This is a genomic window from Pseudomonas sp. NBRC 111143, assembly GCF_001320965.1.
GTDB lineage: Bacteria > Pseudomonadota > Gammaproteobacteria > Pseudomonadales > Pseudomonadaceae > Aquipseudomonas > Aquipseudomonas machongensis.
In genome coordinates, this window is record NZ_BCBT01000073.1 from 1 (window position 1) to 26,634 (window position 26,634).

Below are 26,634 nucleotides of genomic sequence, written 5' to 3' on the forward strand. Positions count from 1 at the left end.
CTCTAATCCCCTATCAAGACACAAGCGGGCTTGCCCCGCGATCACGGGCAACGCCCGTGCCATATACCGCATCGCCTGCTTCGCGGGTTTACCCGCGAAGAGGCCAGCATTCCACGCGCTGCAACAGGCTTCTGAACTACTGGCTAGCGCGCGGCGGGCGTCGTTCATCGGGGTGATGGACGACGAACCGGTGCTGGTTTGGGCGGTGCATTACCTCAGCGAGATGGCCAAGGCGTTGATGGATGATGCGCATAGGGGGATGCATAAAGCGATTGAGGTGGAGGTTGAGCGGTTCAGAGTTGTCCGTCCGGATTTACAACTGCGTATTCGGATAACAGCTTCCGACCCTTTGCAGACGTTTGAGGTGACTACCAAACCGAGGGCGATTCATCCGACGCCTGGTAAAGCTTTCGATACTCCGCGCTCAGTTGCTCCTGATTGAAAGCCAGGTTGCGCCCGCTTGGGTTCGGCAAAATCCATACTGAAGCGCTGCCGAATGACTCTGCCTGCAAACCCCATTGCAGCTCCTTGCGCCCGGATAACCCGGCATAGGCAGCCTTGCCGAGGAAGGCAACGTAGCGGGGCGCATACCGGGCGATCTTTTGCTCGAAGCGGGCGGCTACCGCGCTGAACTCACTTGCTGAAACCTGATCCGCTCGGGCGGTGGGGCGCTCGACTACGGCCGTCAGCCCGCAGCCGTAATGCAACAGCGAACGATCCTCCTGGGGGCTCAGTTCGTGGGGGGTAAACCCGGCCAGGTAAAGCGTGCGCCAGAACCGATTGCCGCGGCCTGCAAAATGATGCCCCTCCCGGGCGGCCAGCAGCCCCGGGTTGATCCCGCAGAACACTACCGAAAGGCCCTCGGTCAGAATATCCGCCAGGCCTTCCCCGGCCGCGTTGCCGTTCAACCGCAGATCACCCGCACGGCATGGCGGACCTGAGCGCTCAGCTCTTCCCGGGATTTGCCCGCGCGCGCGCGAATCGAAATGCTGTGCAGCAGCGACGAGGCCAGTATGGCCAGTGCTTTAGCGTCGGCGTCCTCTGGCAATTCGCCGGCTTCGACTGCCTTGCGCACCCGCGCTTCCACGTCAGCGTCCAGCTGGCTCAGCCGCAGCGACAGCAGGTCGCGAATCTGCGGGTCTTCCGCGGCTTCGGTGGTCGCCGTACCAATAGCAAAACAGCCCCGAGGCTGGCCTTCGCCAGAGAAGTAGATCGCCAGCTGGCCTTCATAAAACCCGGTCAGGGCCTGCTCCAGGGTCAGGCTGCTGTCGCTCAGCGCGGCCTGCATGGCCGCGTGGGCGGTCTCCCAATATTGGTCGAGGGCCTTGAGGTAAAGCGCGTGTTTGTCGCCGAACGCGGCGTAAAGGCTGGGGCGATTCATGCCCGCGGCGCTGGCGATGCTGTCCAGCGAGGCGCCGGAGTAACCCGTATTCCAAAACACGCCCAGTGCTTGCTCCAGCGCTGTGTGCGGGTCGTACGCCCGTGGGCGGCCGCGGCTTTTTCCTTCTGTCGTTTTATTTTGTGCCATATCGTACAAAATCCTTGCAAGGGGAGGGGGTCACTCATATTCTTACACTATCGCACATAATTAAGGGGCCAGAAATTCCTTGATGGACAGGCGGGTTGCAGCAGCGCTCGAAACGGGTCTGGTGGCGACTGAAACAGCGGTAAGGAGTGATCCTCCCGGCCGCCAATGCACCGGATGAATCACCGCATTTAAAGACGCATTTGAAGAGAGCCGCCATGACCCAGCATTTAGATCTCACCGCAGAACAAGCCCGCGCGTACCCTCTGGAGAGGGTGCCGAAAAAGCCGCTCAAGCAGAAGCTGCGGCCGGTACTGATGTTCGGGGTTCCCGCCCTGTTCGCAGCGATTGGCTATGGCAAGTACATCGCCAACGAGCCTTTCGTCTCCACCGACAATGCCTACGTCCGCGTGGCCAAGGCGTCGATCAATGCCCGGGTTGCCGGGCAGGTGGTCGACATCGCGGTCGACGACAACCAGCCCGTGCGCAAGGGCCAGGTGCTGTTCCGTATCGACCCCAAGCCGTTGCAGATCGCGGTTGAACGGGCGCAGGCCCAGCTGGCGAACGCCCGGCTGCGCATCGACGGCCTCAAGGCCAGCTATCGGCAGCAACAGGCCGAGCTGCACTCGGCCCAGGCCTCGGCGCAATACGACCAGAACGAGTTCGCCCGCAAGAAAGCCCTGATCGCGACCGAGTTCGTGTCCAAGGCCCTGTACGAGCGCGCCGAAACTGACCTGAAAGTGGCTCGCCAACGCATCGCCTCCATCCAGCAGCAAATCGCCAGCACCGTTGTTGCCCTGAACGGCGACCCGGACATCGCCGCCGACCGCCACCCGACCGTGCGCGAGGCCCAGGCGCACCTCGACGAAGCGCAGTTGTACCTGTCCTACGCCACGGTGACCGCGCCAGCAGACGGCATCGTCGCCAAGGTCGATGAGTTACAGGTGGGCAACTTCGTGAACAATGGCTCGCCGGCGTTCGCGTTGATTTCCGACCGGGAAATCTGGGTCGAGGCCAACTTCCGCGAGACGCAAGTGACGCATATGCGCCCTGGCCAGGCGGCGACCATTACCCTCGACAGCTACCCGGACCGGCCGTTCAAGGCACATGTAGTCAGCATGAGCCCCGGCGCCGGTGCCGACTTCGCGCTGCTGCCGCCCGAGAACGCCACCGGCAACTGGGTGAAGGTGGTGCAGCGGGTACCGGTTCGTCTGGAACTGGACGACGCCGACCCCGCGTTGCCGCTGTTCTCCGGCACCAGCGCCACGGTGCGGGTCGATACCGAGCACCGCACCCCATGGTGGCATCCGCTCAAATCGTGGTTGTCCGCAGGTAACTCGTGATGAGCACTTCAACAGCAGATGCGCGGGCGCTGAGGTTTGTCGCCTTGCTCGCCACCTACCTGCAGTCGGTCAACCTCCCGTTGCCCAATGCAGGACTGCGCTTGATCCAGGGCAGCCTGTCGATGACCGACGACGAGGCCGGGTGGATTTTCACCGCGTACCTGGCGGCGAGCGCGATCACGATGCCGGTGGCGCAATGGCTGGCCGGGCGCTTCGGCTTGAAGCGGGTCTACCAGGCTGCGCTGGTGGCGTTCGCCCTCGGCCTGTGGCTTTGCACACTGGCCGATACGCCGCTGGAATTCATCGCCGCGCGGGTACTGCAGGGTTTGGCCAGCGGTGTGATAGCACCGCTGTCGATGGCCATCGCGCTGCAGACCTTGCCCGCTGACCGTCGTCTTGCATTCGGCCCGAAATGGACGGCGCTGGTGCTGTTCGGCATTGTCAGCGGCCCCGGCATCGGTGGCCTGGTGTGCGAGTACCTCGACTGGCGCCCGATGTTCTACCTCAGCCTGCCGCTGATCGCGTACATCCTCATGGTGGTCAGCTCGCTGCTCGCCGAAAGCAAGGCGGATGCACGCCCGGCGTTCGACTTCCTTGGCTTCGGCAGTTTCACCGTCGGCATGATCGGCCTGCAGATGCTGCTCGACCGGGGTGAACGGCTGGACTGGTTCGACGCGCCGGAAATCTGGATCGAAGCGCTCGCCAGCGCGCTCGGCCTGTACCTGTTCGCTGTCCACATGCTCACGCGTGACACGCACTTCCTCGGCAAAGGCCTGATCGGCGACCGTAACTTCGTGCTGTCGACGGTCATGTTCTTTGCCCTGGGTTTCGTGTTGCTGTCGACTATGGCCCTGACCTCGCCCATGCTCGATGAAATCCTCGGTTACCCGCCGGACACCACTGGCTTGCTGACCGTGCCGCGCGGTGTCGGGCTGGTGGGGGCATTCCTGTTGATGGGGCGTGCTCCGGCGTGGGTCGACGCCAGGCTCTTGGTCGCCGCCGGTATCGCCCTGGTGGTGTACGCCAACGGGCTGATGCTCGGTTACTCGCCGCTGATGGACTGGACGCCGGTGGCCGTCACCGGATTCATCCAGGGCGTGGGGCTCGGCATCCTGATGCCAGCGCTGAGCAAGACCGCGTTCAGTACCCTCGACCCGAAACTGCGGCCCGAAGCCTCCGGCTTCTTCAACCTGATGCGGGTTTACGGCAGCACCCTGGGCGTGGCCGTGGTGCAGATCTTTTTCTTCAACAACACCCAGGCGATGCATTTGGCGCTGGCCAGCCAGCTGACGCCTTATCGCGTGGCACTGCCGACTTCGTTGCCGGCACTTGAAGGGCTCAACCACCTGATCACCCACCAGGCGGCGTTCGTCGCGGTGATGGGCCAGTTCAAGGTCCTGATGCTGGCGATGCTTGTGGTGAGCCCGCTGGTGCTGTTCCTGCGCAAGCCTGCTGCAGCCAACTGATGACGTGGAGTCCGAACCATGAACGCTTCTCAGCACTTCACCTCGCTGGCACTGCTGGCGATGCTCTCTGCCTGCACCGTCGGCCCTGATTTCCAGCGCCCGGCGCCCAGCCCCTCACAGCATTACGATCAAGCGGCCGAACAACACTTCACCATGGGCGAACAGCTCAAGGGTGACTGGTGGTCGGCGCTTCGTTCGCCCAAGCTCGACCGGGTGGTACGTCGCGCCATCGACGGCAACCTGGAACTGTCGGCCGCTGATGCGACGCTCCGGCAGGCTGCGGCGTCGGTCGCGGCGGCGGAAGGGGCGTTGTACCCGCAGGTGGATTTCGCTGCGGCCGGTGGTCGCCAGCGCACCCACAACGGCGCAGAGCCGAGCGTGGCGAATGTCTACGCCATCGGCCCGCGCGTCGCGTTTGACCTGGATGTGTTCGGTGGCAACCAGCGGGCGGTCGAACAACAGCAGGCGCTGGTCGACCTGCAAAAGCATCGCTATGAAGCGGCTTACCTGACGTTGACCGGCGAGGTCGCCAGCCAGGCATTGTTGCTGGCTTCGGCCAACGCACAGATCCAGGCCGTGCAGACGCTGCTGGCCAACGACGGGAAAAACCTCGACCTGGTGCGCTCGGCCCAGGCGAGCGGCGCCACCACGCAGGTCGACGTTTCGCTGGCTGAAACCCGCCTCGCCCAGGACCGTACCTTGTTGCCACCCTTGGCCCAGCAGCGTGATGCGGCGCGCCACGCGCTGTCACTGCTGGCCGGCGAGGGGCCGGCGGACTGGATAGCCCCGGACTTCAGCCTGGATGAGTTCGAGCTGCCGTCGAACATCCCGGTCAGCCTGCCCTCGGCACTGGCCCGCAGCCGGCCGGACATCCTCCAGGCCGAGGCCGAACTGCACCTGGCCAGCGCGGCGGTCGGTGTCGCGACCGCCCATCTGTATCCGCAGGTGGTGTTGTCGGCTTCGCTGATGCAGGCCGCGTCCGGCAATGGCGGAGCGGCACTGTGGGGGTTGGCCGCCGGGCTGACGGCGCCGGTCTTCAATGGCGGCACGCTCAAGGCTGAACGCCAGGGTGCGGTCGAAGGCTACAACGCATCGCTCGCCCGGTATCAACAGACTGTCCTGGAGGCCTTCGGTCAGGTCGCGGACACCCTGCAGGCGCTCAACCATGGCGCCGAGCACAGCCAGGCGCAAGACGACGCCCTGCGCGCCGCCGACACCAGCCTGCGCCTGAACCGCCAGGCCTACGCCGAGGGCGAAACCAGCCTGCTGCAGGTGCTGGAAGCCGAACGCGCCTATCAGCAGGCCTTGCTGGGCCAGATCCAGGTGAAGACCGCCCGTTATCTGGACTCGGTGCGCCTGTTCGTGGCGCTGGGCGGCAATTCGGCCGGTGTCCTGGACCAGACCGTCGCGCTGCACCGCACCTCGAAAACCCTTTGACGCAACTACCTGGAGCACGACATGACCTACGAAGCCTTTCACGACGAACTTCGCGACACCCGCATCCCCCTCAACAATGGCGCCGGCTCGATGCCGGCCGTGGGATTCGGCACCCTGTTCCGCGACCTCAGCATGACCACTGAAGCCGTCAAATGCGCACTGGAGACCGGCTTTCGCCACTTCGATTGCGCCGAACGCTATCGCAACGAAACACAGATCGGCGATGCCTTTGCCCAGGTGTTTTCTGCCGGTTCGATCAGTCGCGAGGAGGTGTTCATCACTACCAAGTTGTGGAACACCAACCACCGCCCCGAGCGGGTGAGGCCGGCTTTCGAGGCGAGTTGCCAGCGCTTGCAGGTCGACTACATCGACTGCTACCTGATCCACACACCGTTCGCCTTCCAGGCCGGTGATGACCATGACCCGCGGGACGTGTTCGGGCATGTGCTCTACGACGCCGACGTCCAGTTGATGGACACCTGGCGCGCCCTGGAAAGCCTGGTGGATGAAGGCCGCTGCAGGTCCATCGGGCTTTCGGACATCGGTCTTGAGGCACTGAAGGACATCGTCGCCAACGCGCGCATCAAGCCGGCGGTGGTGCAGATCGAGTCCCACCCGTACCTGCCGGAGTGGGAAATGCTGGAGTTCTGCAAAGCGCACGGGATCATCCTGCTCGCTTTCGCGCCGCTGGGGCATGGCATGGAGCCGAATGTGCTGGAGGACTCGGTGATCACCGCGATTGCCCGCCAGGTGCAGAAAACCCCGGCGCAGGTAGCGCTAGCCTGGGCGGTGCAGCGGGGCACGGCGTTCCTGACCACTTCGGTGAACCCGGGGCGGATTCAGGAAAACATCGACATTGCGACCTTGCCGCATCGGGCGATGCATGAAATCAGGAAAGAGATCACCACGCGGGTGCGTTTCAACGCTGTGGTGGAGACTGGTGTGCCGGGGTTCATTCCGCGCAAGCACTGACATGCGAGAGGGGGACTCCATCAGGAGCCCCCTGCTCTGAGCTACTTTCCGGGAGCACTCCGATGGACATCTTCCAGAGCATGCGTTTCTTCATCGCCGTCGCCCAGAGCGGTAGTTTCACCGCTGCAGCGCAGTCGCTGGCGACCACCACCACGAACGTTTCGAAAAGCATCACCGCCCTCGAAGCGCGCCTGCACACTCGCCTGATCAATCGCACCACCCGACGCCTGGCACTGACCGAAGCTGGCCTGCGTTACCTGGAGCGTTGCGGGAAAATTCTGGATGACGTGCGCGACGCCGACGAAGAGGCGGGTACCGCCCGCACCCAGCCCGTCGGCCGCTTGAAGATCCACACCTTGTCGGCCATCGGTAACCACTACTTGATTGACGCCATTGCCCGCTACCGCAGGGTTCATCCCACGGTGATGTTCGACCTGACCCTGACCAACCGTATCCCTGACCTGCTTGAAGAAGGCTTCGACATGTCCGTCGTCCTGGCCCGCGACCTGCCCGATTCCGGATTCGTCGCGCAGCGGCTCGGCATGACCTACAGCATCCTCTGCGCTTCGCCGGCTTATCTGCAAGCCCGCGGCGTGCCGGCTTCTCCCGCCGATCTCTTGGCCCACGAGTGCCTGCGTATCGTCAACACGGTAATGCCGGTGGAGAACTGGACGTTCGACGGGCCTGAAGGGATGGAAAGCGTCACCATTCCCGTATCGCCCTTGCACATCAACACCGCCGACGGCATGACTATCGCGATCAAGAAAGGCATGGGAATTGGCCTACAGCCGATTGTGTCGGCCGTGGAGGGCCTGCGGGTGGGGACGCTGGTGCGGGTATTGCCGGAGTACCGGCTGGAAGCGTTGAATCTGTTCGCGATCTATCCATCGCGCAAGTTCGTTGATGCGAAGACCAGAACCTGGGTGGAGTTTCTCAAGCTAGCGATTCCGGAACTGCTGGCAGCGGATGAAGAAGTGGTGTGTGGCTGAATGGAGTGTCGACCCTCCATTGCCTGCGCCAGGCTCAATTGGTGCAGCCGGTGCCCATCATTTGATACGCCAGGATGTGGCGTTTGCCTTTGGAGTCTTCGTATGTCATCTGAACCGGTACTGGCGCGCAGGTGTTGGCCGGTTCGGTAACGGAGATGACCCGTGTGATATCCAGTCTGGTTGCGTAGGTGTAGGTTTCGACTGCGGCAGCGTCGGGTGTGGTGTTGTCCATCGCGTAGGTGTGCGTAGCGATACTGCCCAGGAACAACAGCAGGAGTGAATGCTTCGGCTTCATGAGGATTACCTTCCGATTCAGGAACCACGGACCAGGATGGCGGGTGGCTTGGCCTAATGTTAGGAGGGCGGGTGTGAGGGAAAAACCGGGAGTTCAAACAAACACTGTTGCCGGAATTGGTATGAATGGTGCGCAATACGGCATCAAATTCAGAAAGCTCTTTCGCCAGTGCCGGCGATGGGCACCCCACATACAAATGTCTGCTTTTGACCCATTTCGGACACTGAAAGATCGCGTTTCGCAAGTGCGACGCGCACTCTGCGGGAGAGGGTTTACCCGCGAAGCAGGCGGCGCGGTGGATGGCACCGGCTTTGCCGGTGTTCGCGGGTAAACCCGCTTCCACAAAGTCCGCTATCAGACGCAACGTCCGGATTGGGTCGAAAGCAGTCATCCGCTACCGCCAGCTCCCCCCTAGGGTCTGTATGAAAAGCCTTGAGACGAAGGTCCGGCAAGGCGAAAACAGCCGAGGAACGGTCGGAGTCGCGCTCGACTTTACGGGTTGTAAATGAGCATTCCGACCGGGCTGGCGCACCAAGCTGTTTTCAACGCAGCATCACCGAGTATCAAGGTTTTTCATACAGAGCCTAAGGCGGCGGGGAATTTCAGGAATGAGGGTGAGTCGTTGATTGCACGATAAACAACGAAAACCATCACGGTCAGCTAGAGTTTTGATGAGTACAACACCGCGAGATAACGATCATGCTAAAACAAGAAGCAGACGACGTGATTGAGCGTATTCGGGAAGATCTGAAAAGGCACGGTGTGCTGATCGGCTACGATCCCGAGTTTACTACTGCTGAATTCGGGTGCGACCTGGACCATCACGTTGCTCAGGTCAGAGAGGATCCGAACAACCGTGTGTTGCAGATTGCGATACATGACGAAGGGCTCTGGAATCAGCTCCAGCAGGGAAATGTGTATCGGTGTAGCGTCAGTGATTGTCGAGGAAAGCTCTTCGGCATTCCTATTACGATAGAACCGAGAGAGGATGAGTCCTACACCATTGAGTACAGGCTCTGAAGTTTCAGGAGGGTCGTCTGCCGTCCAGATTCCCGTCCCGCAGACGAGTCGGCAGATCACCCTCTGTCGGAAGCAAAAAGCCCACAGCGATTTTCGCAGTGGGCTTGCGTCCATACAGGATGCCAAGCCTCGATCCCATCTGCCCTGATGTCCAGGAACTGCCTGTCGAGCTGCAGTAAGGATGGCGCATCAGTTGTTGGCACAGCCATTCCCCACGATTCTGTACTCCATGATATGCCGCTCGCCATTGGAGTCGTCGTAAGTCAGCTGCATCGGCACAACTTCGCAGACATTGGGCACCGGCGTAACAGCCACAACGTGCGCGATATCCAGGTTCTGAGAGTAGCGATAGGGTTCAACCGTCATTGGTGCAGCTCGAGTACCTTGGTCATCGGCCATGGCAACAGAACCAAGGCAGCCTAGGAACAGAGCGAGTAAGAGTTTCATGGTGATCACCTGTACTGAGGGCGTAGGAGGGCCTGAGCATCCGATTGGCGCTCAGTCGTCATGAATGTGGGGATGGCCCGGCGCGGTATGGCGCCGGGCTGAGCTACATCAGAAGGGCTTGGTAGGCAGGTACTTGCCGTCCAGCGTGATCACAGCTCGGTGACCACCGTCCGGGTCTTCGACCTTCTTGATGTCCAGCTTGAAGTTGATGGCACTGATGATGCCGTCGCCGAACTTCTCGTGGACCAGCGCTTTGAGGGTGGTTCCATACACCGACATCATTTCGTAGAAGCGGTAGATGGTAGGGTCGCTCGGCACCCCGTCGAAGAAGCTGCCGCGGATCGGCATCGATTGCAGCAGTGCGACTTGATCAGCGTCGAGGTCGAGCTTTTCGCCTACGACCTTCGCGGCGCTTTCAGGCAGCGGATGTTGGCCGAGCAAGGCCGCGGTGACGAAGGCCTCGGACAGGCCCGTACCGTCAACGATTTGCGCAAAGGACAGGTCTTTGCGAGCCTTGGCCTGAATGATGACTTCGGTCAGTTCCTGGCGAGCGGTGCGGGTGGCTTGAGTCTGGATCATGGTGAGTCTCCTGGGTAAGAAAAGGTGCAGGTACAGGTTTCAGGCGACGTGCCTGGCCGGCTGGGAAACGGCGTGGACTTCTGGGTTTTCCGCGAGAGACACGAAGGTGCCGGTACTGCCATCAAATGCGTCGATACGTCCGGTCTCGATGTCATATATCCAACCGTGCAGGGTCACGCGGCCTTCTTCTAGCGCCAGACGCACGGAGGGGTGGGTCTGGATGTTGGCCAACTGCGCGACCACGTTTTCGCGCACCATGGAAGCAACCTTGCTTGGCCCGTCCGCGTGCTGACGGGCCTCATTGACTACCTTGGCTGAGTCGGCATACCGCAACCAGCTGGCTACGGCGGGCATGTGATCCAGGCATTTGCAGGTGGCGATGGCGGTCATCGCGCCGCAGTCGGAGTGGCCGCAGATCACAATGTCTGCAACCTTGAGTCCGGCGACCGCGTATTCGACCGACGCCGAAACCCCACCCGGCTCTGGCCCATACGAGGGCACGATATTGCCGGCATTACGGATGACAAACAGATCGCCTGGCTCGCGTTGGGTGACCAGTTCAGGCACCAGTCGGCTATCAGAGCAGGAGATGAAGAGAGCCTTTGGCGCCTGCTGATTGGCAAGGTCCTTGAACAGTTTGACTCGCTCAGGAAAGGCGTTTTTTTGAAACTTCAGGAATCCGTCGATGATCGCTTTCATGGTTGCTGTCTCGATGTCGCTGGGTGTGAGACGGAGATTAAGCAGCGCATGACATAAGGTAAAAGTCTCATTTATTATGAGTTGGATCAGATTATCTTATGGGTATAGACATGCTTGCTCGCCACATCCAGTACTTCCTGGCCGTTGCAGAACATCTCAGTTTCACGAAGGCCGCAGCAGCGCTGCATGTCTCTCAGCCGGCGCTTTCTCAGCAAGTAAGGCAGTTGGAAGAGAGCCTGGGAGCCCAGTTGTTCGACCGATCAGGCCGCACGACGCGTTTGACTGACGCGGGGGAGGCCTACCTTCTCTATGCGCGCCGTGCGTATCAGGAATTGCAGGAAGCCAAAAGGGCTATACATGATGTCAGCGACCTCAGCCGTGGCTCATTGCGTGTTGCCGTAACGCCGACGTTCACGACCTATCTGGTGGGGCCGCTGATCGAGGCATTTCACTCCAGATACCCCAAGATCACCGTCAACCTGAAAGAGATTTCCCAGGAGCGTATCGAGGAGTTGCTGTTGGCGGGAGAGCTGGACGTAGGGATCGCATTTGATGAAATACATGCGCCGGATATCGAAGCCATCCCCTTGCTGAACGAAACGCTCGCTTTGGTCATGAACCGCAGACACCGCCTGGCCGAGGAACGCTCCATTACCTCGCACGGCCTGAGTGCAGAGTCTTTGGTCTTGCTCAGCACAGAGTTTGCCACTCGCGAGCAAATCGACCGCTACTGCCGCAAATATGAGATTCGTCCCAAGGTGCAGATGGAGGCCAATGCCCTCGGCGCAGTGATCGAGATCGTTCGCCGGACGAATCTCTCGACCTTGTTGCCTGCCAGAATTGCGTTGGCCCATGACGACCTGGTGGCCATCACGCTGGAGCCGGAGCGCTTGCAGCGACGGGCCGTTCTGATGCGGCGCAAAGACGCCTTTCTGAGTGCGGCGGTGCGTGTCTTCATCGAGCTGGCTAAAGAAATATCCAGCGATCTTGATCAGTGAGGGTTTGCACAGGAATCAGATTTTCTTTCTTTCATGTAGTCCCTTTCCCAAGCATCCTCCACCCGCTTTTGCGCTATCGCAGTCACGGCTAGTCTCGCTGGGCCGCTGCCAAATCAGCGGTCAGGTCTGCAAGCCTGTGCGGTATTACGATGGTGCTCACCTCCTGGCGTCTTCGGCGTATCGCCATGGTCCGGTTCAATGGTGGCTGCGTGCGGGTGACCTTTGGGTCAACCGGGTTTTTGCCTCGTAATGCCCCGGTCTTGCAGGCCTGCACGTAGCCGCCACCCTTCAGCTCAAGTGAAGAGTGGGCAACCAGTCGATCACCTTCCTCCCCAAATCCCCCGCCACGATCATGCTGCTCAGCGTGATGCACGAGCTCGACGCCGTGCGCTCGCTGTTGGAGTGCGCATTGGCCCAGGGGCAGTTCAAGAGCCGAACGCAGTCGATGTTCCTGCACTAACCCACATTCATTTGCAAAGGGCTTGCAGGGCCTCTGTGGGAGCGGGCTTGCCCGCGATCACGGGCAACGCCCGTGCCATACACCGCATCGCCTGCTTCGCGGGTAAACCCGCGAAGAAGCCAGCATTGGTTCAGCACAGCCGATTTGCCCACACCATCGCCGCTGGCACCTGCACACCCACCCCATTCACAGCACTTCTAAGGCCTTCCCCATGGACAAGGACTCATCAGAGCACTTCGGCAAACTCGGCTGGATCATCGGCGCCACTACCTGCCTCGATTTGATCTACCGGCGAGTGCTCGGGGTCGCAATCTGGTTTCATTGATGAAGACGATCACTTCAAGCGCAGGTGAGCTTGCCCACCTGCGTATTGCGCGGTTGAGGAAGCCCCTCAGTTGAAAACGTCGATGGTACCAATCGCGATAGCCGCTACGAACATCACCAGGCACGTGCCGATGCTCCATCCAATGGAGGCTCGCTGGTTGTCGCCGTAGTCCAGATCGAGCAGCCCACATAGCAAGTAGGTCGATGCAACCAAAGGACTGAGCAGATGGACTGGCTGCCCAATTAAACCTGCGATGGCCATTTCTTTAGCGCCGATTCCGTAATGGCTCGCGGTTTCGGCCAGGATGGGGAGGATCCCGAAGTAGAAAGCGTCGTTGGTCAGCACGTAGGTGAAAGGCATGCTGAGGAATGCCGTGATGACCGACATGAAATGGCCGGCGGATTCAGGGATCACATGGATGAGGCTTTCCGAGATCGCCTTGATCATCCCTGTCCCGGACATGATTCCGACGAAGATGCCTGCGGCGAAAATCAGCAGGGTGACCGCCATGACGTTGTCGGCGTATTTTCCGATGACTTCCTTCTGGTCTTTGACACTGGGGAAGTTCACCAAGACGCCCATGCCGAAGGCGAGCATGAAAAGAATCGGCAGAGGCATGAGGCTGAGCATCATCATGGTGATCAGCGTGATGGTGAGTACAGCGTTGAAGAGGAAGCGCCAGTCAGTCAGTTTGAATTCGGTGAAGTGGCTCATGACTTCATCGTGATCGAGTTGCACGACGCCCAGACGACGGCGCTCCCTGCCACCGAGATAGAAGGCTGCGAAAATCACCCAGCCCGCACCGGCGACCATGAGCGGCAGCATCTCGATGAACAGTTCAGTGATGTCTACGTGCATGGCGCTTGCCGCACGCGAGAAGGGGCCCGCCCAAGGGAGGATGTTCATCACCCCGTTTGTCAGCAACAACACGGTGGCCAGAACCTGCAGGCTCATCCCTGTCCGTCGGTATAGCGGAAGAAGTGCTGCAGTGGTGATGATGTAGGTCGTAGCGCCATCACCATCCAGGCCCACGCAAATTCCGAGCACAGCGGTGCCGATGACAATTTTCAGTGGATCGCCTTTCACGCACTTGAGGATCAGCTTGATCAGCGGGTTGAACAAGCCTGCATCGGTCATCATGCAGAAATAGAGGATCGCGAAGGTCAGCATGATCCCTGTCGGGGCCAGCATCTTCACGCCATCGAACATCATGGGGCCGAGCTGGGTTGCAAATCCACCCAGGCTTGCGAATGCAACCGGCACCAGGATGAGGGCAACCAGTGGTGACAGTCGTTTGCTCATGACGAGGTACATGAAGCAGACGATCATTGTGTAGCTCAAGAGTGTGAGCATCGTTGCCCTCTTATTATCTGTTTTGTATGAGTAAAAACGTTCGCTGGCCGTTTTTTAGCCGAGCAAGGCCCGTGCGCCATGTGCACAGAGCTGCACCACGAAGCGTTAGGCTGGAGCGTGCGAGAACATTCGCTTTCCTGAGTGGCCGGGGTCAGCCCTCAAAATGTGACCTGTCGACGAGTCGATGATGAACAGGCCGCGATTATCTTCTCCACCGAAGGCCAGGTTGGTGAGAGTGCGGCCTTCGGTGCATGACTTAAATCGATAGAGCGGCACGGCGTGGGAATCGAATGCCCACACGCATCCATTGCCTGCATCGCAGACATACAGGTTCCCTGACTCATCCAAGGCCATACCGTCGGCGCCACTCACACCCCCGGCCATCGCGGTGAAGACACCCACCTTGGAAGTAGTGCCATCGGGTTGTAGCGGGAGTCGCCATACGGCGTTTGCGCGAGTCATCGCTACCAGGAGCGCTTTTTCTTGAAGATCCATCACCAGGCCATTAGGGCTTGGGCCGTTATCCACCAGGCAATCCAGGCGTTGTTGCTCCAGGTCGTAGCGGAAAACTCGACCAGAGGGGTCGTGCATGCCTGTCTGACCTTGATCGGTGAAGAAGAGGTGCCCTTGTCGGTCGAAAAACAGATCATTCACACCTTTGAAGCTCTCACTCCGGCGATGCGTCAGGAATGGCTCGATGCGTTTGCTGATCGGATCTAGAACGAGGATCCCGTTCTTGTAGTCGGCAATGAAAATCCGACCGTCGCGATGGATTTTCAAACCGTTAGGCCAGCCGTCGTATTCAACGACCAGTTCCCAGTCACCCTGTGGGGAAACCCGGAAGATTCTGCCGTACGGGATATCAGTGACATAGAGATTGCCGGCCTGGTCGAAGGAGGGCCCTTCCAGAAAGCTCGTGAGTTGCTGGCCTGGCTTGTTGGCTCTGACCCAGTCGGAGTCACCGTCACGCCAGAACTCATTCGGCAGTCTGCTGAAGACTTCTGTTGGGCGTTCTTCGGGAGGGGCATACAGGCTCATGGCAAATCTCCATGTGAAAACAGGCACGCGACGCTGAGGCTCCAAACGGCAGGGTTTGGGTCAGCCTCATCGGTGTACGTTGCCCGGAATATCTTGTTTTCTTTAGTCTGTTCTATCAGGTAGAACGACATTGCTCTTGCTAGAACACTTTCTAAGCTATTTTCTCTGCTGTCAAGTGTCGCTCAAAACTCATCCCTCCTTGGAAAGCAAGTCGAAAGCCAACGAGGCCAGTTCATCGTCAGTCTCATTGACAGGTGTGAAAATGTGGAGAGATACTAAAACAGAACGTAATTCTGCCTGACAGAACAATCATAAAAGACAGCACTGCGTATCGCAGCTGCACTGCATGAATGTTCGGGCAGGCTCTCCCCAGTTACAGGAGAACCTCCGTGAAAGAAGCGACAGATATCGACATCCTCGTCAGCGAAGTCGGGCCCAGGGATGGCTTGCAAAGTGTCAAGGCCACCATGCCCACCGAGTTGAAGCTGGAGTGGATCTCGGCTCTGAGAGCCGCCGGTTTGAGAGAGATCGAGGTCGGATCGTTTGTATCGCCAAAGCTGCTGCCGCAGATGGCGGATACTGCCCAAGTAGTAGCCCACGCCCTGACGCTGCCAGATCTGTTCGTCACTGCCCTGGTGCCGAATCTCAAGGGTGCCGAAGCCGCTTTCAACGCTGGCGTGCACAAGATCACGCTGCCCATTTCCGTGAGCGAGCAGCACTCGATCTCGAATATCCGCAAGACACACGCTCAAGTCTTCGATGAGGTGCAGGCGGTGGTCGCCTTGCGTAATGAGCGTTTCCCGAATGTCCTGATCGAAGCCGGCGTTTCGACAGCCTTCGGATGCACGCTTCAAGGCGTCGTCACTGACGACGAGACCCTGGCGATTGCCCTGAAAATGGCTGAGCTGGGAGTAGATGAGGTAGGGCTTTCAGACACGGTCGGCTACGCCAACCCTGTTCAAGTGCGTCGACTGTTCACTCGCCTGTTCCAAGAGCTCGGCGCGCTCGCAGGCAGCGCTCACTTTCACAACACTCGTGGCCAGGGTCTGGCCAACGTCGTCGCGGCACTGGAAGCAGGGGTGAGGACGTTCGATGGTTCTCAAGGCGGCTTGGGCGGCTGTCCATACGCGCCGGGGGCCTCAGGCAACATCGTCACCGAAGACTTGGTGTATCTCCTCGAATCCATGGGCCTGAAAACCGGCGTAGACATTGACCGCCTTGTTGCTGCGCGTGAAGTGCTTCGCCGTGGGCTTCCGGGGGAGCCCGTCTATGGCTTCATCCCAGATGCCGGCGTTGGCAAGAATTTCACCTATGCGAAGGAGGCCGTATGAGCCAGCAAGAAGAGAAGTCTCTGCCCCTGGCGGGCATTCGCGTAGTCGAGTTTGTCCATATGGTGATGGGCCCAACTTGCGGATTGCTGCTTGCCGATCTCGGTGCCGAGGTTATCAAGGTAGAGCCCGTTCCAGAGGGTGACAACACTCGTCGTCTGATGGGTTCTGGCGCCGGCTACTGGATGACCTACAACCGCAACAAGAAGAGTTTTGCGGTAGACATCAAGTCCGAAGACGGCATGGCTGCGGTGAAGAAATTGCTCGCAACGGCAGATGTCGTCACAGAGAACTTCCGCCCTGGCGCCATGGAGAAACTGGGCCTGGGATATGAGCAGGTAAAGACCATCAGGCCGGACGTCATCTACAGCTCGATGAAGGGCTTCCTGCCAGGCCCCTACGAGAAGCGCACGGCGCTGGATGAGGTCGTTCAGATGATGACGGGCTTGGCCTACATGACGGGGCCTGTCGGGCGCCCATTGCGCGCTGGAGCCTCTGTCAACGATGTGATGGGCGGAATGTTCAGTACTGTTTCAATTCTTGCCGCCCTGCTGCAGCGCAAGGAGACTGGTCGCGGTCAGTTCGTGCAGACCGGGCTGTTCGAAAACTCGGCCTTCCTGGTTGCCCAGCACATGATGCAGAAAGTCGTGACTGGTAAAGCGGCGGCACCAATGCCGAGTCGAATTTCGGCTTGGGCCATCTATGACGTGTTCGAGACTGCCAAGGAAGGTGAGCAGGTCTTCATGGGCGTCGTCAGCGACAGCCAGTGGGTCTCTTTCTGCGAAACCTTCGACTTCCCTGAACTTGGAGCTGACGCCGACCTGAGCCGGAACAACCAGCGCGTTCAGGCTCGGGATCGAATAATTCCTGTGGTGCGTGAGCGCTTGTCCGGCATGGACAAGCAGACCGTGATGGCTCTCTGCGAGAAAGCTGGCTTGCCGTTTTCCCCGATCCAGCGACCGGAAGACATGTTTGAGGATGAGCATCTCAATCAGTCTGGCGGTATGGCAGAGCTGACGCTCCCGGATGGCGAGCAGGTGAAGGTGCCCATGCTGCCGTTCGAGATGAACGGCCAGCGTTTCGGGGCTCGTCTCAATGTCCCGACCTTGGGCAGCCATTCGCGAGAGCTGCTTGCACAGCTGGGTTACGGCGACGACGAGATCACTCAGCTCGAGTCTGCCGGCGCGATCAAAACCGCTTGATCGGATTCGGTGCGGGTCTCCTTTGAAGGCCCGCTCCAGATGACTTTTTACGTCGAGCTCGAAATGACTCTCGGGCGAAATCAGCAGCACTGAAGGTACGGGACGTACCGCCGGTCTGCGCTCACCGATGGCCCATCCAGCCACGGTATTCATAACAACAAAACCGAGGATACAGTCATGGGTAATGTCACGACCCCGGATACCCATTTGTCCATGCCGCAGCCTGAAGCCACATCTGCGTTGCAGCAAAGAGCAATGAAGAAGGCCGCTTGGCGCCTAATCCCATTGCTGGCACTGGCATATTTCTTCAACTACCTGGATCGCACCAGTGTTGGTTACGCAGCCCTGCAGATGACAGACCAGCTAGGACTGACCGCCGCTCAGTTCGGCCTGGGGGCAGGGATCATGTTCGTGGGCTATTGCCTCTGTGAAGTCCCAAGCAACCTGGCTATGTATCGGTTTGGCGCTCGCCTCTGGATGGCTCGAATCATGATCACCTGGGGGCTTGCCGCAGCAGCCACGGCATTTGTTATCGGCCCCTATAGTTTCTATGTTGTTCGCTTCCTTTTGGGGATTGCCGAAGCCGGGTTTTTCCCTGGCGTAATCTTCTTCCTTACACTCTGGTTCCCAGCTCAATACCGTACGCGGGTACTGGCTTGGTTCACGGTTGCAACGCCGATCTCTTTCCTTGTGGGTGGCCCACTTTCTATCTACCTGCTCCAGATGCACGGCACTTGGGGGCTCGCGGGTTGGCAGTGGATGTTCATTATTGAGGGTTTGCCAGCTTGTGTCCTGGGGCTCATCACCTTGAAGGTGCTTGCGAACCGGCCTGGAGAGGCCAAGTGGTTGTCCCAAGAAGAGAAGGACGCTCTTACCGGCATGCTGGAGAAAGAAAAGGCGAATACCAGGAAAAGCCATGGCTTCGCTGCGGCACTCAAGGATCCACGGGTGTGGATCCTGAGCTCCATCACCTTCAGCTTCACCATCGGCACCTACGGTATTGGTATCTGGCTGCCGCAGATGTTGAAGGCGCAGGGTGTAGAAATAAGCTTGATCGGATGGGTCGCTGCAGTACCGTACTTCTTCTCAACCATCGGCCTCTTGTTCTGGGCCAAACATGTCGACCGCAGCGGGCGCGGGATCTTGAACCTGATCATTGCGCTGGTACTGGCCGGTCTTGCTTTGATCTTTGCGGTGAACATGAGTGCCCTGATTCCAGCACTGGCAGGCATCACCCTGGCCTTGGTGGGAACAATCTCGGCGAAAACGATCTTTTACACGTTGCCGGCAAAGTTCCTGAGTGGCCAAGCTGCTGCCGGGGGGATTGCTCTGATCAACTCTATCGGAGCATTTGGTGGGTTTGTAGGACCCTATTTGATGGGCTTCCTGAAGGACTACACCCACTCCTTCACGGCGGGTCTGATGGTTATGGGATGCATCCTGTTTTTCGCCGCTGTGATGGCGTTGTCTCTGCGACTGTTCATGCGCGATGCCTGATGCGCAAGCTCTTCAAGTAGAACGGTGTTCTGGAGAATGGACTAGCTGCCAACCGTCGTCACAGGTAAGGTATCAGCCATCTGAACGGCCCCATTGAGGGGCCGCGTTTTCATGATTGTGCCGAGAATAAGCCTGATGTCGCCAAAAAATGAGCCTGTGGTAGCTGATGCTTCCAAGAACAATGCTGACGGTGGAGTGGCGGCGGTTGATAGAGCTTTTGCGATTCTCGGGGCTTTCGAGCCTGATCGAAGCACTCTCCCATTAGCTGAAATCGCTCGTCGTACTGGTTTGTACAAAAGCACTATCCTTCGGCTCATGAGTTCTCTGGAGAAGGCTGGATTTATCAGGCGACTGGCTGATGGACAGTACGCTGTAGGTCATGAGCCCTTGCGCCTGGCTCAGATTTACCAATCTTCGTTCCGGCTGCGCGACACGATTTATCCGGTGCTTGAAGCGCTCACTGAAGAAAGTGGGGAAACCTCCTCCTTCTATGTGATCGAGAACGATATCCGGGTGGTGCTGTTCCGTGTTGAACCCAAACGCGCGGTACGCTTCAGCATCCATGAGGGTGACCGATTCCCGCTGCATGCTGGGGCTTCCGGGAAGATCCTGAGGGCATTTGGCCCGCCAGCAGATCGCGCATTGGCCGAGGTGCGGGAGCAGTTCTGGGCATCGTCGTTCGGGGAGCGTGACCCAGATACGTCATCGATCTCGGCCCCGGTGTTTGGTGTTGGCCATGAGTTCAAAGGTGCCCTCACGCTGTCAGGTCCATCCGAACGTTTCAACAAGGATCAGCTCCAGTCGGCCCGACTGCTGCTGTTGAAGCGTGCTGCCCAAGCGACCAGCCTGCTCGGCGGAAATAACAGTGAGTTACTCGTCGCTTTACAAAAGACGGGTGAAAAATAGGTTTGCGACTTTTCGCATGGGGTCGGTTTCTGCCATTCACTAATGACAGCTATGGGCGAAAGCAGTCGTTCGCTAATGAGCGGTATCTAAAGCCCAAACCGGCCCCAGTTAACGCATGGTGTTCGAAGACACCAGCAAACCCGCCAGGCCAGCCGCCACCCCTCATTCATACCTCACCAACACCACCGTAGCGTTATCCCGCCCCCCATACTCCGCCGCCAACTGAATCAACCGCTGACTACTCCCCTCCAGACTCTTCCGCCCAGCACCTTCCAGCACCCGCGCCATCTCATGATGCGGCACACACCCATGAACCCCATCACTGCACAACATCAGCAAATCTTCCGCCTGCACCGCCTGCACCCACACCTGCGGCTCCACCCGCGGCGCTGGCCCGATCGCCTGCAATAGCACGTTGCGCGCCGGCAGCCGATCGAAATGCCCGGCGTCCAGCGCCTGCTGGTACCAGGTCTGGTCGCGGCTCAACTGCTCCAGCTCACCGTGGCGATATCGATACAGGCGGCTATCTCCCACATGAAATGCCAACAACGGCCCACCGGCCTGGGGGCGCCAGATGCCGGTGAGGGTGGTGCCCATGCCCCGGCCCTCGCTGAGCTGACGGGTGTGGTTGTGCGCGTACAAGCGGGTGTTGACCGCTTCGAGCGCCTCGTGCAGCGCGCTCAGGGCCTGCATTGAGGGCACTTGGCAGGTGGCGTCGGGGTCGCTGGAGGTGTGGGTGATCTGCGCCAAGTGGTGCGTCAGGCAGTCGCGCAGCGACTCCAGGGCCAGGGCGCTGGCCAGGGCGCCGGCCTGGTGGCCGCCCATGCCGTCGGCGACGGCCAGCAGCTCCAGGCGTGGGTCGATCAAGAAGTGGTCTTCGTTGTGCTGGCGCACTGGGCCGGTGTCACTGTGACCGAAGGCGATGCCGCCGCGCAGCAGGCAGGGCGCGGTGGCCATGTGGTTTTGTGGCGCGCTCATGGCTGCTCCTCGAGAAAGGCGCTGCGTTGGGCGGGGTCGGGGATGTGTTCGGCCAGGGTCTGCAACAGCGCCTGGCGGGTGCTGGCGCGGGGCAGGGCACGGCGCATGACGATGCGGGCAATCGGGCCGATCAGGTAGGTCAGGCGCGCTTCGCTGGCTTCCAGGAATGCGTGGTCCAGCGCTTCTGGCGTGCCGGGTTGGCTGACCAGGGTGTCTTGGGCTGGCAGTGTTTCGGTCGAGGGCAGCAGCGCCTCGGTGGCGGCGACGAACTGCTCGCGGCCACGCTCGGAGGGGATGTGCGGCAGCAGGGCGCTGCGCAGGCTGGCGAAGTCGTCGGCTCTGGCCAGGCTGCGCTTGACCAGCAGGCGCGCCAGTGGGCCGATCTGTTGCGACAGCAGCGATTCGAGCTGCGGGCGGACCTGGCGTTTCCACGGGGTCAGTGTGTCCGCCGCTTCACTGCTGCTGGTTGGCGCGCTGCCCAGGCTGGCATGACTGAACGAGGGGGGCATCAGCAGCCGGGTGCGGTCGTCGTCCAGCTCCACGCTGCCCAGTGTCTGTGGGCCGGACAGGGCTTCCAGGGCGTCGAGGAAGTCCTGCGCCGAGGCGAAGCGCTCGTCCGGGCGCTTGGCCAGGGCCTGGCGAATCAGCTGGTCGAACTGCGGGTCGAGGGTCGGGTTCAGACTCGAGGGCGGCACCGGGGTCTGGTTGAGGATCTGCTGCATCACCATGGTCGCGGAACCCGAGAACGGGCGCTCGCCGGTGAGCAACTGGTACAGCACGATGCCTGCCGAGAACACGTCGGAGCGGCCATCCACCAGCTCGCCGCAGAACTGCTCGGGCGACATGTAGCTGGGCGTGCCGATCATCGAGCCGGTCTGGGTCAGCACCGAGGTGTCGATGCGGGCGATGCCGAAGTCGGTGACCTTGACCTGGTCGTCGGCGGTGATCAGCAGGTTGGCGGGCTTCACGTCGCGGTGCACCACGCCCTTGGCGTGGGCGTAGTGCAGGGCGCCGAGGAGTTGGCGCATCCAGCCCAGCACCTGGGCCAACTGGCGCGGCTCCTGGTTCTGCAGGCGGGTGTTGAGGGCGATGCCGTCGACGAACTCCATGGCGATGTAGGCTGCGCCGTCGTCTTCGCCGTAGTCGTACACCGCGACGATGTTCGGGTGGCTCAGGCGCCCGGCGGCCTGGGCCTCGTTCTGGAAGCGGCTGAGCAACTGGTGCTGCTGGGCGTCGCCGAGCAACTCGCGGCGGATGGTCTTGAGCGCCACCACCCGGGCGATGTGCGGGTCGAAGGCTTTGTACACGGTGCCCATGGCACCTTTGCCGAGCACGCTGTCGATGCGGTACTTGCCCAGTTGTTCGAGCATGGTGGGCTCCCGGTTATTCTTCGAGCATCTTCATGGCACTGACCAGGCTGGTGCGCATGCGCACGAACGATTGGCCCATGCGTGCCAGTTCGTCGTGGCCGCTGACGTCCATCTCGGGCACGTCGTCTTCGCCGAGGCTGACCCGGTCGGCCAGTGCCGACATCGCCCGCAGACGGCGGATGACGAACAGGTGGACCATCACGTTGAGCGCGCAGAACAGAAACACGAACACCCCCAGCAGCGACAGCATGAAGGTGTGCAACAGCTCGTTGGCGCGTTGCAGCGGCACGGCCAGCGGCACCGAGACCAGGCGTGCGCCGATGATCTCGTTGAGTTTCCAGCCAAAGCCGTTGTGCGTGCCGTAGCGGTCGACCACGGTCTTCGGTGCGGTTTCCGGGGAGGTGTGGCAGGCCAGGCAGGCGGGGTCGGTAATCTGGATCGGCTGGGCGACGAACAGCGCCGGGCCCTTGCCATCGCTGCGCTCGCCGATCAGTTCCTGGGTGTCGGGCTTGCCGCGCAACTGTTCGACCACCTTGGTTTCCCAGCCGGTGGCCTTGTTGCGCGGGTTGGTCGGGTTGAGGGTGGCTTCCTTGTAGAGGAAGTCGGGGTAGGTCTTGAGCAGTTGCTGGAGCTGTTCGGTGGCGGCGAAGGAGGGGATCGACTGTGGCAGGAATTCGAACTTCAGGCGGTTCTCCAGCAGCGGCACGATCTGTTCGGCGGTGTAGGTGCTGCTGGCGCTGGCGGCGCTCATGAGCATGCGTGCCTTGTCCAGTGATTCTTCACGTGCGCTCTTTTGCAGCAGGTAGTGGGCGAACAGGCTGCTGGCGATGAAGCCAACGATGAAGACGGCCAGGAACACCAGGTTGAAGCGTACGGCCAGGGTCAGTTTCATGGGGGCTCCGGGGTGTCAGCGCGTGGCGTTCTTGCGTTCGAATCGGTACAGCGCGGTTTCCCAGTCCAGCGTGCCGCCGAAGCGCTGCACGATGGCCTGGCGGAAGGCAGGATCGGCCAGGCGCGGCGTGAATCGCGTGGCCAGGGATGCGCCGTTGAGCTTGAGGGGGCCGAGCAGCAGCGGGCTGGCGTCGGCGAAGCTGGCTTCACGCAGCTTGTTCAGTGGGTCGACGGCGAGCTTGCGGGCGGCCACGCTGGGCAGCGGGTCGAAGAATGCGGGCGGCATCGCGCCGATGAAGTCGCCACTGGGGCGACCCGGCGCGCTCACGGGGCCCTGGCCCTTGGCCTGGGCAAATTCTTCGCGGCGCAGCACCTGCCTGGCAGGGTCGCGCGGCTTCTGCCCCGGATCACGTACGCTGACCATGCCGTCTTCGACGAACACTTCGGTGCCACTGTCGTCGGCATGGATGACGCTGGCGGCCTTGCTCGCATCGAGCGCCAGGTTGGCGGTGCTGACCCGTAGATTGCCTTGGGGTACGCCGCTCAACGGTTGCAGCTTGAGCCAGCCCTGCAGCAGGTTGAGATGGGTGGTGTTGCCAGTGTGTTCCAGATACAGGCGGGTGTGCGGGCCAAGGGCAATGCGTGTGCCGGCCAGTTGGTCGATGAGCACGCCTGTGCTGCCGGCTTCGAGGTAGTCGGCACTCTGCAGGCGGGTGCCGGCGCTGGCTTGGTAGACGCTCGTGGCACGCAGCAGTTGCACGGGCTTTTCCGCCGCGCTGATCATCCCGATATCTGCCGGGGCGGCGAGCAGTGGCGAGAGGTGGAGCAGGCCAGCCAGGAGGGGGAGGAGCGCGGTTCTGTTCACGGTTCGGTCATCGTGTGTACGAAAGGGGTAACCCCGGGATGAGCGCAGGCTACCGATTCACGCGGTGCGATGAACGTCAATTTTTTCTATGTATTTCAAGGGGATGTATTGAATGAAATCATGGAATAAAAGGGCGATGGCGGGTGTTCTCGTTATGGGCGCGCGGGTTATTCGTTGGCATTGCTGGCCCTATCGCGGGACCAGCCCGCTCCCACAGGCACCCCACCGCTTTCAATAACGATGATGAACCTGTGGGAGCGGCGGTTCGCCGTTGCGACTGGTCCCGCGATAGGGCCGGTAGATACGGCGGGAATAAACGGGTGGGCTGGCTTGTTGTGTGGAGGTCCCCATTGATCACAGGCAAAACACCATGCACCCGACCTCATGCACCACCCCGCAACGCCGCCGCGCTTTCCTCGGCGTCTGCGCCCTGGCCGTGCCACTGCTCGCTGGCGCGGCGCCGGCCAGCTTCACCGTCGCGCCGGGCAAGGCCGAGATCCTCGCTGTGCAGGCAGTGGGGGTGCAGGTCTATGACTGCCGGGCCGATGAAACCGGGCAGTTGAAATGGGCATTTCGCGAACCGCTGGCCACCCTCACCCTAGGCGGCAAGACCGTCGGCCACCATTTTGTCGGGCCGTCCTGGGAGATGGACGACGGCAGCCGGGTGACCGGCAAGGTCGTGGCCCAGGCGCCGGGCGCGGGCGAGCAGGATATCGCGCTGTTGCAATTGGAGGTTGCCAGCCACCAGGGGCAGGGCGTGTTGAGTGGAGTGGACGAGGTGCAGCGGCTCGATACCCAGGGTGGCAAGTTTGCCGGAAGCTGCACACGGGAGGGCGCGCTGCACGTTGAACCGTACAGCGCGCGGTATGTGTTTCTGGGGCGGTGATGGAGTGTTCAGGGTTTGATGGATTTCAGTGCCGGCCTCATCGCGGGGCAAGCCCGCTCCTGCAAGGGCCAGCGGCGACCTGTGGGAGCGGGCTTGCCCGCGATAGGGCCGGCACTGACGTCGCGGTCAGAGAATCGACAGCGGGTAGTCGACGATCACCCGGAACTCGTTGACATCCCCTTCGGCCTGGTCGGCATTGCCCCGATGGATCGCCTCGCGAAGGCGCACCGACAGGTCCTTGGCCGGGCCGGACTGCACCACGTACTTCGCTTCGAGGTTGGTCTCGTGATGCTTGCCATCCTCGCCATAGCCATAGCCCAGGTACTTGCTGTCCGCGGCCATCTTGCTGCCGTCGATGCCATGGCCGTTGACGTATCGGGCCATGAAGCTCAACCCCGGCACGCCGAAGGTGTTCATGTCCAGGTCGTAGCGCACCTGCCATGACTTCTCTTCCGGGCCGTTGAAGTCCGAGTACTGGATGGAGTTGGCCAGGAAGATCCCGTCACCGGTGTCGCCCGGGCCGTTGATGCCGAAGGCGACGTAGTCGAACGGGGTGTCGCCGTGCACTTTCTGGTAGGCCAGGGTGATGGTGTGCGCCGAGAGGAAACTGTACGCGGTGGAGAACGACCAGGTGGTGTTGTTGATCGTGCCGGCGTCGGCGCGACCGTCGTCGTTGGTGCGGTAGAGGTTGAAGTCGAAGTTCAGCGACTGATCGTCGGCCAGCGCCAGGATGTAGTTGGCGTTGCCGTAGTACTGGCGCCAGATGTCCTGCAGCTTGGAGCCGTACAGCGATACCGACAGGGCATCGTTGACCGCGTATTTGCCGCCGATGTAGTCGATGCTGTCAGCCTGGATATTGGCATAGGAGGCCCACAGGCCATGGTCGCCATTGGTGGTGACCGGGCCGTTGCCGCCGGTGAAGTGGCCCGCTTCCAGATCCAGTCCCTTGATCTCGCTGCTGAGCAGGTTGAAGCCAGTGGCGGTTTGCGGCAGCAGGCGGGTACCGCCGGCGGCGAATACTGGCGCCGTGGGTTGCAAGTCGCCCCAGCGCAGTTCGGTCTTGGAGATGCGCACTTTCAACGCACCACCGGCGCGGCCGTAATCGTCTTCGGGTGAGCCGTTGTCCCTGACGGGCAGGTTGCCGGTGCCGGAGGTGCCCTTGCCGCCGTCGAGCTTGACTGCCAGGTGGCCGAACGCTTCGACGCCGAAGCCCACGGTACCCTGGGTGAAGCCGGAGCTGTAGTTGAGGATGAAACCTTGGGTCCAGTCGCGGCGATCCGGGCCTTGCGACTTGCCATCACGGTTGAAGTAGTAGTTGCGCAGGCGTGCATTCAGCTCGCTGCCTTCGAAGAATCCCTTGGCTTCGGACTGGCTCGAGACGGCTTCGGCGAATGCGGCTTGCAACGGCGCGCACAGCAGTGCCGCGCTCAGCACGGAGAGTCGGAATGGCGACATGTCATACCCCTTGGTTGGAATTGTTGAGGCAGGTGTCTGGGTAAAGGAATGTAATTGTTGTAAGGGTGTAGCCGGTATTGATGCCGGGCTACTAGTAACAAATGCCGCGCCGCGCATGCCATTGTGTTTCGTTGATAATCGAAATCACGGTTTTTGATTGCAGTATCGAGTGACTATGGGGTTAAAGTCGGCCCCGATAAAGTATTCGTGCACTCAGGACATCCCCCGTGCTAGAGCACCTCCTGGGTGGGCTCCACTTTATCGCCCTTTGGTTGTTTGCCGCCTGGTTTCAGGCGGCTTTTTTATGCCT

Annotated in this window: 27 protein-coding genes; 14 read left to right on the forward strand and 13 right to left on the reverse strand. The window is 60.7% G+C overall.

Annotation, left to right across the window (positions count from 1 at the left end; all coding sequences use genetic code 11):
- Positions 1–442: DUF3077 domain-containing protein (locus tag APH44_RS30845; protein ID WP_371105646.1), on the forward strand; the 442-nt coding region annotated here is incomplete at its 5' end.
- Here the strand turns inward: APH44_RS30845 and mug are convergent.
- A complete protein-coding gene (mug, locus tag APH44_RS26580; protein ID WP_054895295.1) occupies positions 369–908 on the reverse strand; it encodes a G/U mismatch-specific DNA glycosylase in 540 nt (179 codons plus the stop codon). The two genes, APH44_RS30845 and mug, sit on opposite strands and share 74 nt — an antisense overlap.
- The gene (locus tag APH44_RS26585; protein WP_054895296.1) at positions 905–1,528 is read right to left on the reverse strand and encodes a TetR/AcrR family transcriptional regulator; all 624 of its coding nucleotides are present in this window, start codon (positions 1,526–1,528) and stop codon (positions 905–907) included. The genes mug and APH44_RS26585 overlap by 4 nt, the downstream gene beginning before the upstream one ends.
- 215 nt (positions 1,529–1,743) lie before the next feature.
- Between APH44_RS26585 and APH44_RS26590 the strand changes: the two genes are divergently transcribed.
- The 5 genes from APH44_RS26590 to APH44_RS26610 all read left to right on the forward strand — a co-directional run bounded on the left by APH44_RS26590 (position 1,744) and on the right by APH44_RS26610 (position 7,732).
- Positions 1,744–2,868 carry an HlyD family secretion protein gene (locus tag APH44_RS26590; protein ID WP_054895297.1) on the forward strand — a complete coding sequence of 375 codons (1,125 nt, stop codon included), beginning with the start codon at positions 1,744–1,746 and terminating at the stop codon, positions 2,866–2,868.
- On the forward strand, positions 2,868–4,334 hold the full coding sequence (locus tag APH44_RS26595; RefSeq protein WP_054895298.1) for an MFS transporter: 1,467 nt from the start codon (positions 2,868–2,870) through the stop codon (positions 4,332–4,334). Before APH44_RS26590 ends, APH44_RS26595 begins: the two co-directional genes overlap by 1 nt.
- A gap of 18 nt (positions 4,335–4,352) precedes the next feature.
- Complete coding sequence (locus APH44_RS26600; protein WP_054895299.1) at positions 4,353–5,771, forward strand: efflux transporter outer membrane subunit; 1,419 nt, start codon at positions 4,353–4,355, stop codon at positions 5,769–5,771.
- A 21-nt stretch (positions 5,772–5,792) separates the two neighbouring features.
- A complete protein-coding gene (locus APH44_RS26605; RefSeq protein WP_054895300.1) occupies positions 5,793–6,743 on the forward strand; it encodes an aldo/keto reductase in 951 nt (316 codons plus the stop codon).
- Between the two features lie 62 nt (positions 6,744–6,805).
- The gene (locus APH44_RS26610) at positions 6,806–7,732 is read left to right on the forward strand and encodes a LysR family transcriptional regulator (protein ID WP_054895301.1); all 927 of its coding nucleotides are present in this window, start codon (positions 6,806–6,808) and stop codon (positions 7,730–7,732) included.
- Between the two features lie 34 nt (positions 7,733–7,766).
- On the opposite strand, the gene APH44_RS26615 is transcribed toward APH44_RS26610, so the two are convergent.
- Positions 7,767–8,027 carry a DUF2790 domain-containing protein gene (locus APH44_RS26615; protein WP_054895302.1) on the reverse strand — a complete coding sequence of 87 codons (261 nt, stop codon included), beginning with the start codon at positions 8,025–8,027 and terminating at the stop codon, positions 7,767–7,769.
- 699 nt (positions 8,028–8,726) lie between these two features.
- Here APH44_RS26615 and APH44_RS26620 point away from each other — a divergent pair.
- Entirely contained in the window at positions 8,727–9,047 is a 321-nt protein-coding gene (locus APH44_RS26620) for a hypothetical protein (RefSeq protein WP_054895303.1), read from the forward strand.
- A 189-nt stretch (positions 9,048–9,236) separates the two neighbouring features.
- Here APH44_RS26620 and APH44_RS26625 read toward each other — a convergent pair whose 3' ends face one another.
- The 3 genes from APH44_RS26625 to APH44_RS26635 form a co-directional block, all read right to left on the reverse strand.
- Positions 9,237–9,494, reverse strand: coding sequence for a DUF2790 domain-containing protein (locus tag APH44_RS26625; RefSeq protein ID WP_054895304.1), 258 nt, complete (start codon positions 9,492–9,494; stop codon positions 9,237–9,239).
- A 108-nt stretch (positions 9,495–9,602) separates the two neighbouring features.
- On the reverse strand, positions 9,603–10,073 hold the full coding sequence (gene cynS, locus APH44_RS26630) for a cyanase (protein ID WP_054895305.1): 471 nt from the start codon (positions 10,071–10,073) through the stop codon (positions 9,603–9,605).
- Between the two features lie 39 nt (positions 10,074–10,112).
- A complete protein-coding gene (locus APH44_RS26635; protein ID WP_054895306.1) occupies positions 10,113–10,772 on the reverse strand; it encodes a carbonic anhydrase in 660 nt (219 codons plus the stop codon).
- A 110-nt stretch (positions 10,773–10,882) separates the two neighbouring features.
- Here APH44_RS26635 and cynR point away from each other — a divergent pair, with 110 nt between their 5' ends.
- Positions 10,883–11,770 carry a transcriptional regulator CynR gene (gene cynR / locus APH44_RS26640; RefSeq protein WP_054895316.1) on the forward strand — a complete coding sequence of 296 codons (888 nt, stop codon included), beginning with the start codon at positions 10,883–10,885 and terminating at the stop codon, positions 11,768–11,770.
- 304 nt (positions 11,771–12,074) lie between these two features.
- Positions 12,075–12,230, forward strand: a complete 156-nt coding sequence (locus tag APH44_RS29935) for a hypothetical protein (RefSeq protein ID WP_156343799.1) — start codon at positions 12,075–12,077, stop codon at positions 12,228–12,230.
- A gap of 391 nt (positions 12,231–12,621) precedes the next feature.
- On the opposite strand, the gene APH44_RS26645 is transcribed toward APH44_RS29935, so the two are convergent.
- Positions 12,622–13,908, reverse strand: coding sequence for a CitMHS family transporter (locus tag APH44_RS26645; protein ID WP_054895307.1), 1,287 nt, complete (start codon positions 13,906–13,908; stop codon positions 12,622–12,624).
- Between the two features lie 105 nt (positions 13,909–14,013).
- Complete coding sequence (locus APH44_RS26650; protein ID WP_054895308.1) at positions 14,014–14,946, reverse strand: SMP-30/gluconolactonase/LRE family protein; 933 nt, start codon at positions 14,944–14,946, stop codon at positions 14,014–14,016.
- A 389-nt stretch (positions 14,947–15,335) separates the two neighbouring features.
- On the opposite strand from APH44_RS26650, the gene APH44_RS26655 reads away from it, so the two are divergent.
- The 4 genes from APH44_RS26655 to APH44_RS26670 all read left to right on the forward strand — a co-directional run bounded on the left by APH44_RS26655 (position 15,336) and on the right by APH44_RS26670 (position 19,879).
- Entirely contained in the window at positions 15,336–16,277 is a 942-nt protein-coding gene (locus tag APH44_RS26655) for a hydroxymethylglutaryl-CoA lyase (protein ID WP_156343800.1), read from the forward strand.
- Positions 16,274–17,476 (forward strand): CaiB/BaiF CoA-transferase family protein, encoded by a 1,203-nt coding sequence (locus APH44_RS26660; RefSeq protein ID WP_054895310.1) that lies wholly within the window; start codon positions 16,274–16,276, stop codon positions 17,474–17,476. Before APH44_RS26655 ends, APH44_RS26660 begins: the two co-directional genes overlap by 4 nt.
- Positions 17,477–17,653: 177 nt before the next feature.
- Positions 17,654–18,973 carry an MFS transporter gene (locus tag APH44_RS26665; RefSeq protein ID WP_082420990.1) on the forward strand — a complete coding sequence of 440 codons (1,320 nt, stop codon included), beginning with the start codon at positions 17,654–17,656 and terminating at the stop codon, positions 18,971–18,973.
- Positions 18,974–19,084: 111 nt separating this feature from the next.
- On the forward strand, positions 19,085–19,879 hold the full coding sequence (locus APH44_RS26670) for an IclR family transcriptional regulator (RefSeq protein WP_256216720.1): 795 nt from the start codon (positions 19,085–19,087) through the stop codon (positions 19,877–19,879).
- A gap of 162 nt (positions 19,880–20,041) precedes the next feature.
- Here APH44_RS26670 and APH44_RS26675 read toward each other — a convergent pair whose 3' ends face one another.
- Genes APH44_RS26675 through APH44_RS26690 form a run of 4 tightly spaced genes read right to left on the reverse strand, consistent with a single transcriptional unit; the run spans position 20,042 to position 23,983 of the window.
- Positions 20,042–20,857: a PP2C family serine/threonine-protein phosphatase gene (locus tag APH44_RS26675; RefSeq protein ID WP_256216721.1), complete on the reverse strand. Its 816-nt coding sequence runs from the start codon at positions 20,855–20,857 to the stop codon at positions 20,042–20,044.
- Entirely contained in the window at positions 20,854–22,227 is a 1,374-nt protein-coding gene (locus APH44_RS26680) for a serine/threonine-protein kinase (RefSeq protein ID WP_054895311.1), read from the reverse strand. The genes APH44_RS26675 and APH44_RS26680 overlap by 4 nt, the downstream gene beginning before the upstream one ends.
- 13 nt (positions 22,228–22,240) lie before the next feature.
- Positions 22,241–23,119 carry a DUF3365 domain-containing protein gene (locus APH44_RS26685; protein WP_054895312.1) on the reverse strand — a complete coding sequence of 293 codons (879 nt, stop codon included), beginning with the start codon at positions 23,117–23,119 and terminating at the stop codon, positions 22,241–22,243.
- Between the two features lie 15 nt (positions 23,120–23,134).
- Positions 23,135–23,983, reverse strand: coding sequence for a hypothetical protein (locus APH44_RS26690; protein ID WP_156343801.1), 849 nt, complete (start codon positions 23,981–23,983; stop codon positions 23,135–23,137).
- Positions 23,984–24,353: 370 nt separating this feature from the next.
- Between APH44_RS26690 and APH44_RS26695 the strand changes: the two genes are divergently transcribed.
- Complete coding sequence (locus tag APH44_RS26695; RefSeq protein ID WP_054895314.1) at positions 24,354–24,869, forward strand: DUF3455 domain-containing protein; 516 nt, start codon at positions 24,354–24,356, stop codon at positions 24,867–24,869.
- 126 nt (positions 24,870–24,995) lie between these two features.
- On the opposite strand, the gene APH44_RS26700 is transcribed toward APH44_RS26695, so the two are convergent.
- Positions 24,996–26,324 carry an OprD family porin gene (locus APH44_RS26700; RefSeq protein ID WP_054895315.1) on the reverse strand — a complete coding sequence of 443 codons (1,329 nt, stop codon included), beginning with the start codon at positions 26,322–26,324 and terminating at the stop codon, positions 24,996–24,998.
- Between the last annotated feature and the right edge of the window lie 310 nt (positions 26,325–26,634).

Excerpts from the sequence above, each read along its gene's own strand:
- APH44_RS26625 (WP_054895304.1), bottom strand. The coding sequence starts at position 9,494 with ATGAAACTCTTACTCGCTCTGTTCCTAGGCTGCCTTGGTTCTGTTGCC.
- APH44_RS26670 (WP_256216720.1), top strand. The coding sequence starts at position 19,085 with ATGATTGTGCCGAGAATAAGCCTGATGTCGCCAAAAAATGAGCCTGTG.
- APH44_RS26635 (WP_054895306.1), bottom strand. The coding sequence starts at position 10,772 with ATGAAAGCGATCATCGACGGATTCCTGAAGTTTCAAAAAAACGCCTTT.
- APH44_RS26675 (WP_256216721.1), bottom strand. The coding sequence starts at position 20,857 with ATGAGCGCGCCACAAAACCACATGGCCACCGCGCCCTGCCTGCTGCGC.
- APH44_RS26615 (WP_054895302.1), bottom strand. The coding sequence starts at position 8,027 with ATGAAGCCGAAGCATTCACTCCTGCTGTTGTTCCTGGGCAGTATCGCT.
- APH44_RS26645 (WP_054895307.1), bottom strand. The coding sequence starts at position 13,908 with ATGCTCACACTCTTGAGCTACACAATGATCGTCTGCTTCATGTACCTC.
- APH44_RS26585 (WP_054895296.1), bottom strand. The coding sequence starts at position 1,528 with ATGGCACAAAATAAAACGACAGAAGGAAAAAGCCGCGGCCGCCCACGG.
- APH44_RS26685 (WP_054895312.1), bottom strand. The coding sequence starts at position 23,119 with ATGAAACTGACCCTGGCCGTACGCTTCAACCTGGTGTTCCTGGCCGTC.
- cynR (WP_054895316.1), top strand. The coding sequence starts at position 10,883 with ATGCTTGCTCGCCACATCCAGTACTTCCTGGCCGTTGCAGAACATCTC.
- APH44_RS26695 (WP_054895314.1), top strand. The coding sequence starts at position 24,354 with ATGCACCCGACCTCATGCACCACCCCGCAACGCCGCCGCGCTTTCCTC.
- APH44_RS26600 (WP_054895299.1), top strand. The coding sequence starts at position 4,353 with ATGAACGCTTCTCAGCACTTCACCTCGCTGGCACTGCTGGCGATGCTC.
- APH44_RS26700 (WP_054895315.1), bottom strand. The coding sequence starts at position 26,324 with ATGTCGCCATTCCGACTCTCCGTGCTGAGCGCGGCACTGCTGTGCGCG.
- APH44_RS26650 (WP_054895308.1), bottom strand. The coding sequence starts at position 14,946 with ATGAGCCTGTATGCCCCTCCCGAAGAACGCCCAACAGAAGTCTTCAGC.
- cynS (WP_054895305.1), bottom strand. The coding sequence starts at position 10,073 with ATGATCCAGACTCAAGCCACCCGCACCGCTCGCCAGGAACTGACCGAA.
- APH44_RS26610 (WP_054895301.1), top strand. The coding sequence starts at position 6,806 with ATGGACATCTTCCAGAGCATGCGTTTCTTCATCGCCGTCGCCCAGAGC.
- APH44_RS26620 (WP_054895303.1), top strand. The coding sequence starts at position 8,727 with ATGCTAAAACAAGAAGCAGACGACGTGATTGAGCGTATTCGGGAAGAT.
- APH44_RS26595 (WP_054895298.1), top strand. The coding sequence starts at position 2,868 with ATGAGCACTTCAACAGCAGATGCGCGGGCGCTGAGGTTTGTCGCCTTG.
- APH44_RS26660 (WP_054895310.1), top strand. The coding sequence starts at position 16,274 with ATGAGCCAGCAAGAAGAGAAGTCTCTGCCCCTGGCGGGCATTCGCGTA.
- APH44_RS26605 (WP_054895300.1), top strand. The coding sequence starts at position 5,793 with ATGACCTACGAAGCCTTTCACGACGAACTTCGCGACACCCGCATCCCC.
- APH44_RS26590 (WP_054895297.1), top strand. The coding sequence starts at position 1,744 with ATGACCCAGCATTTAGATCTCACCGCAGAACAAGCCCGCGCGTACCCT.
- APH44_RS26680 (WP_054895311.1), bottom strand. The coding sequence starts at position 22,227 with ATGCTCGAACAACTGGGCAAGTACCGCATCGACAGCGTGCTCGGCAAA.
- APH44_RS26665 (WP_082420990.1), top strand. The coding sequence starts at position 17,654 with ATGGGTAATGTCACGACCCCGGATACCCATTTGTCCATGCCGCAGCCT.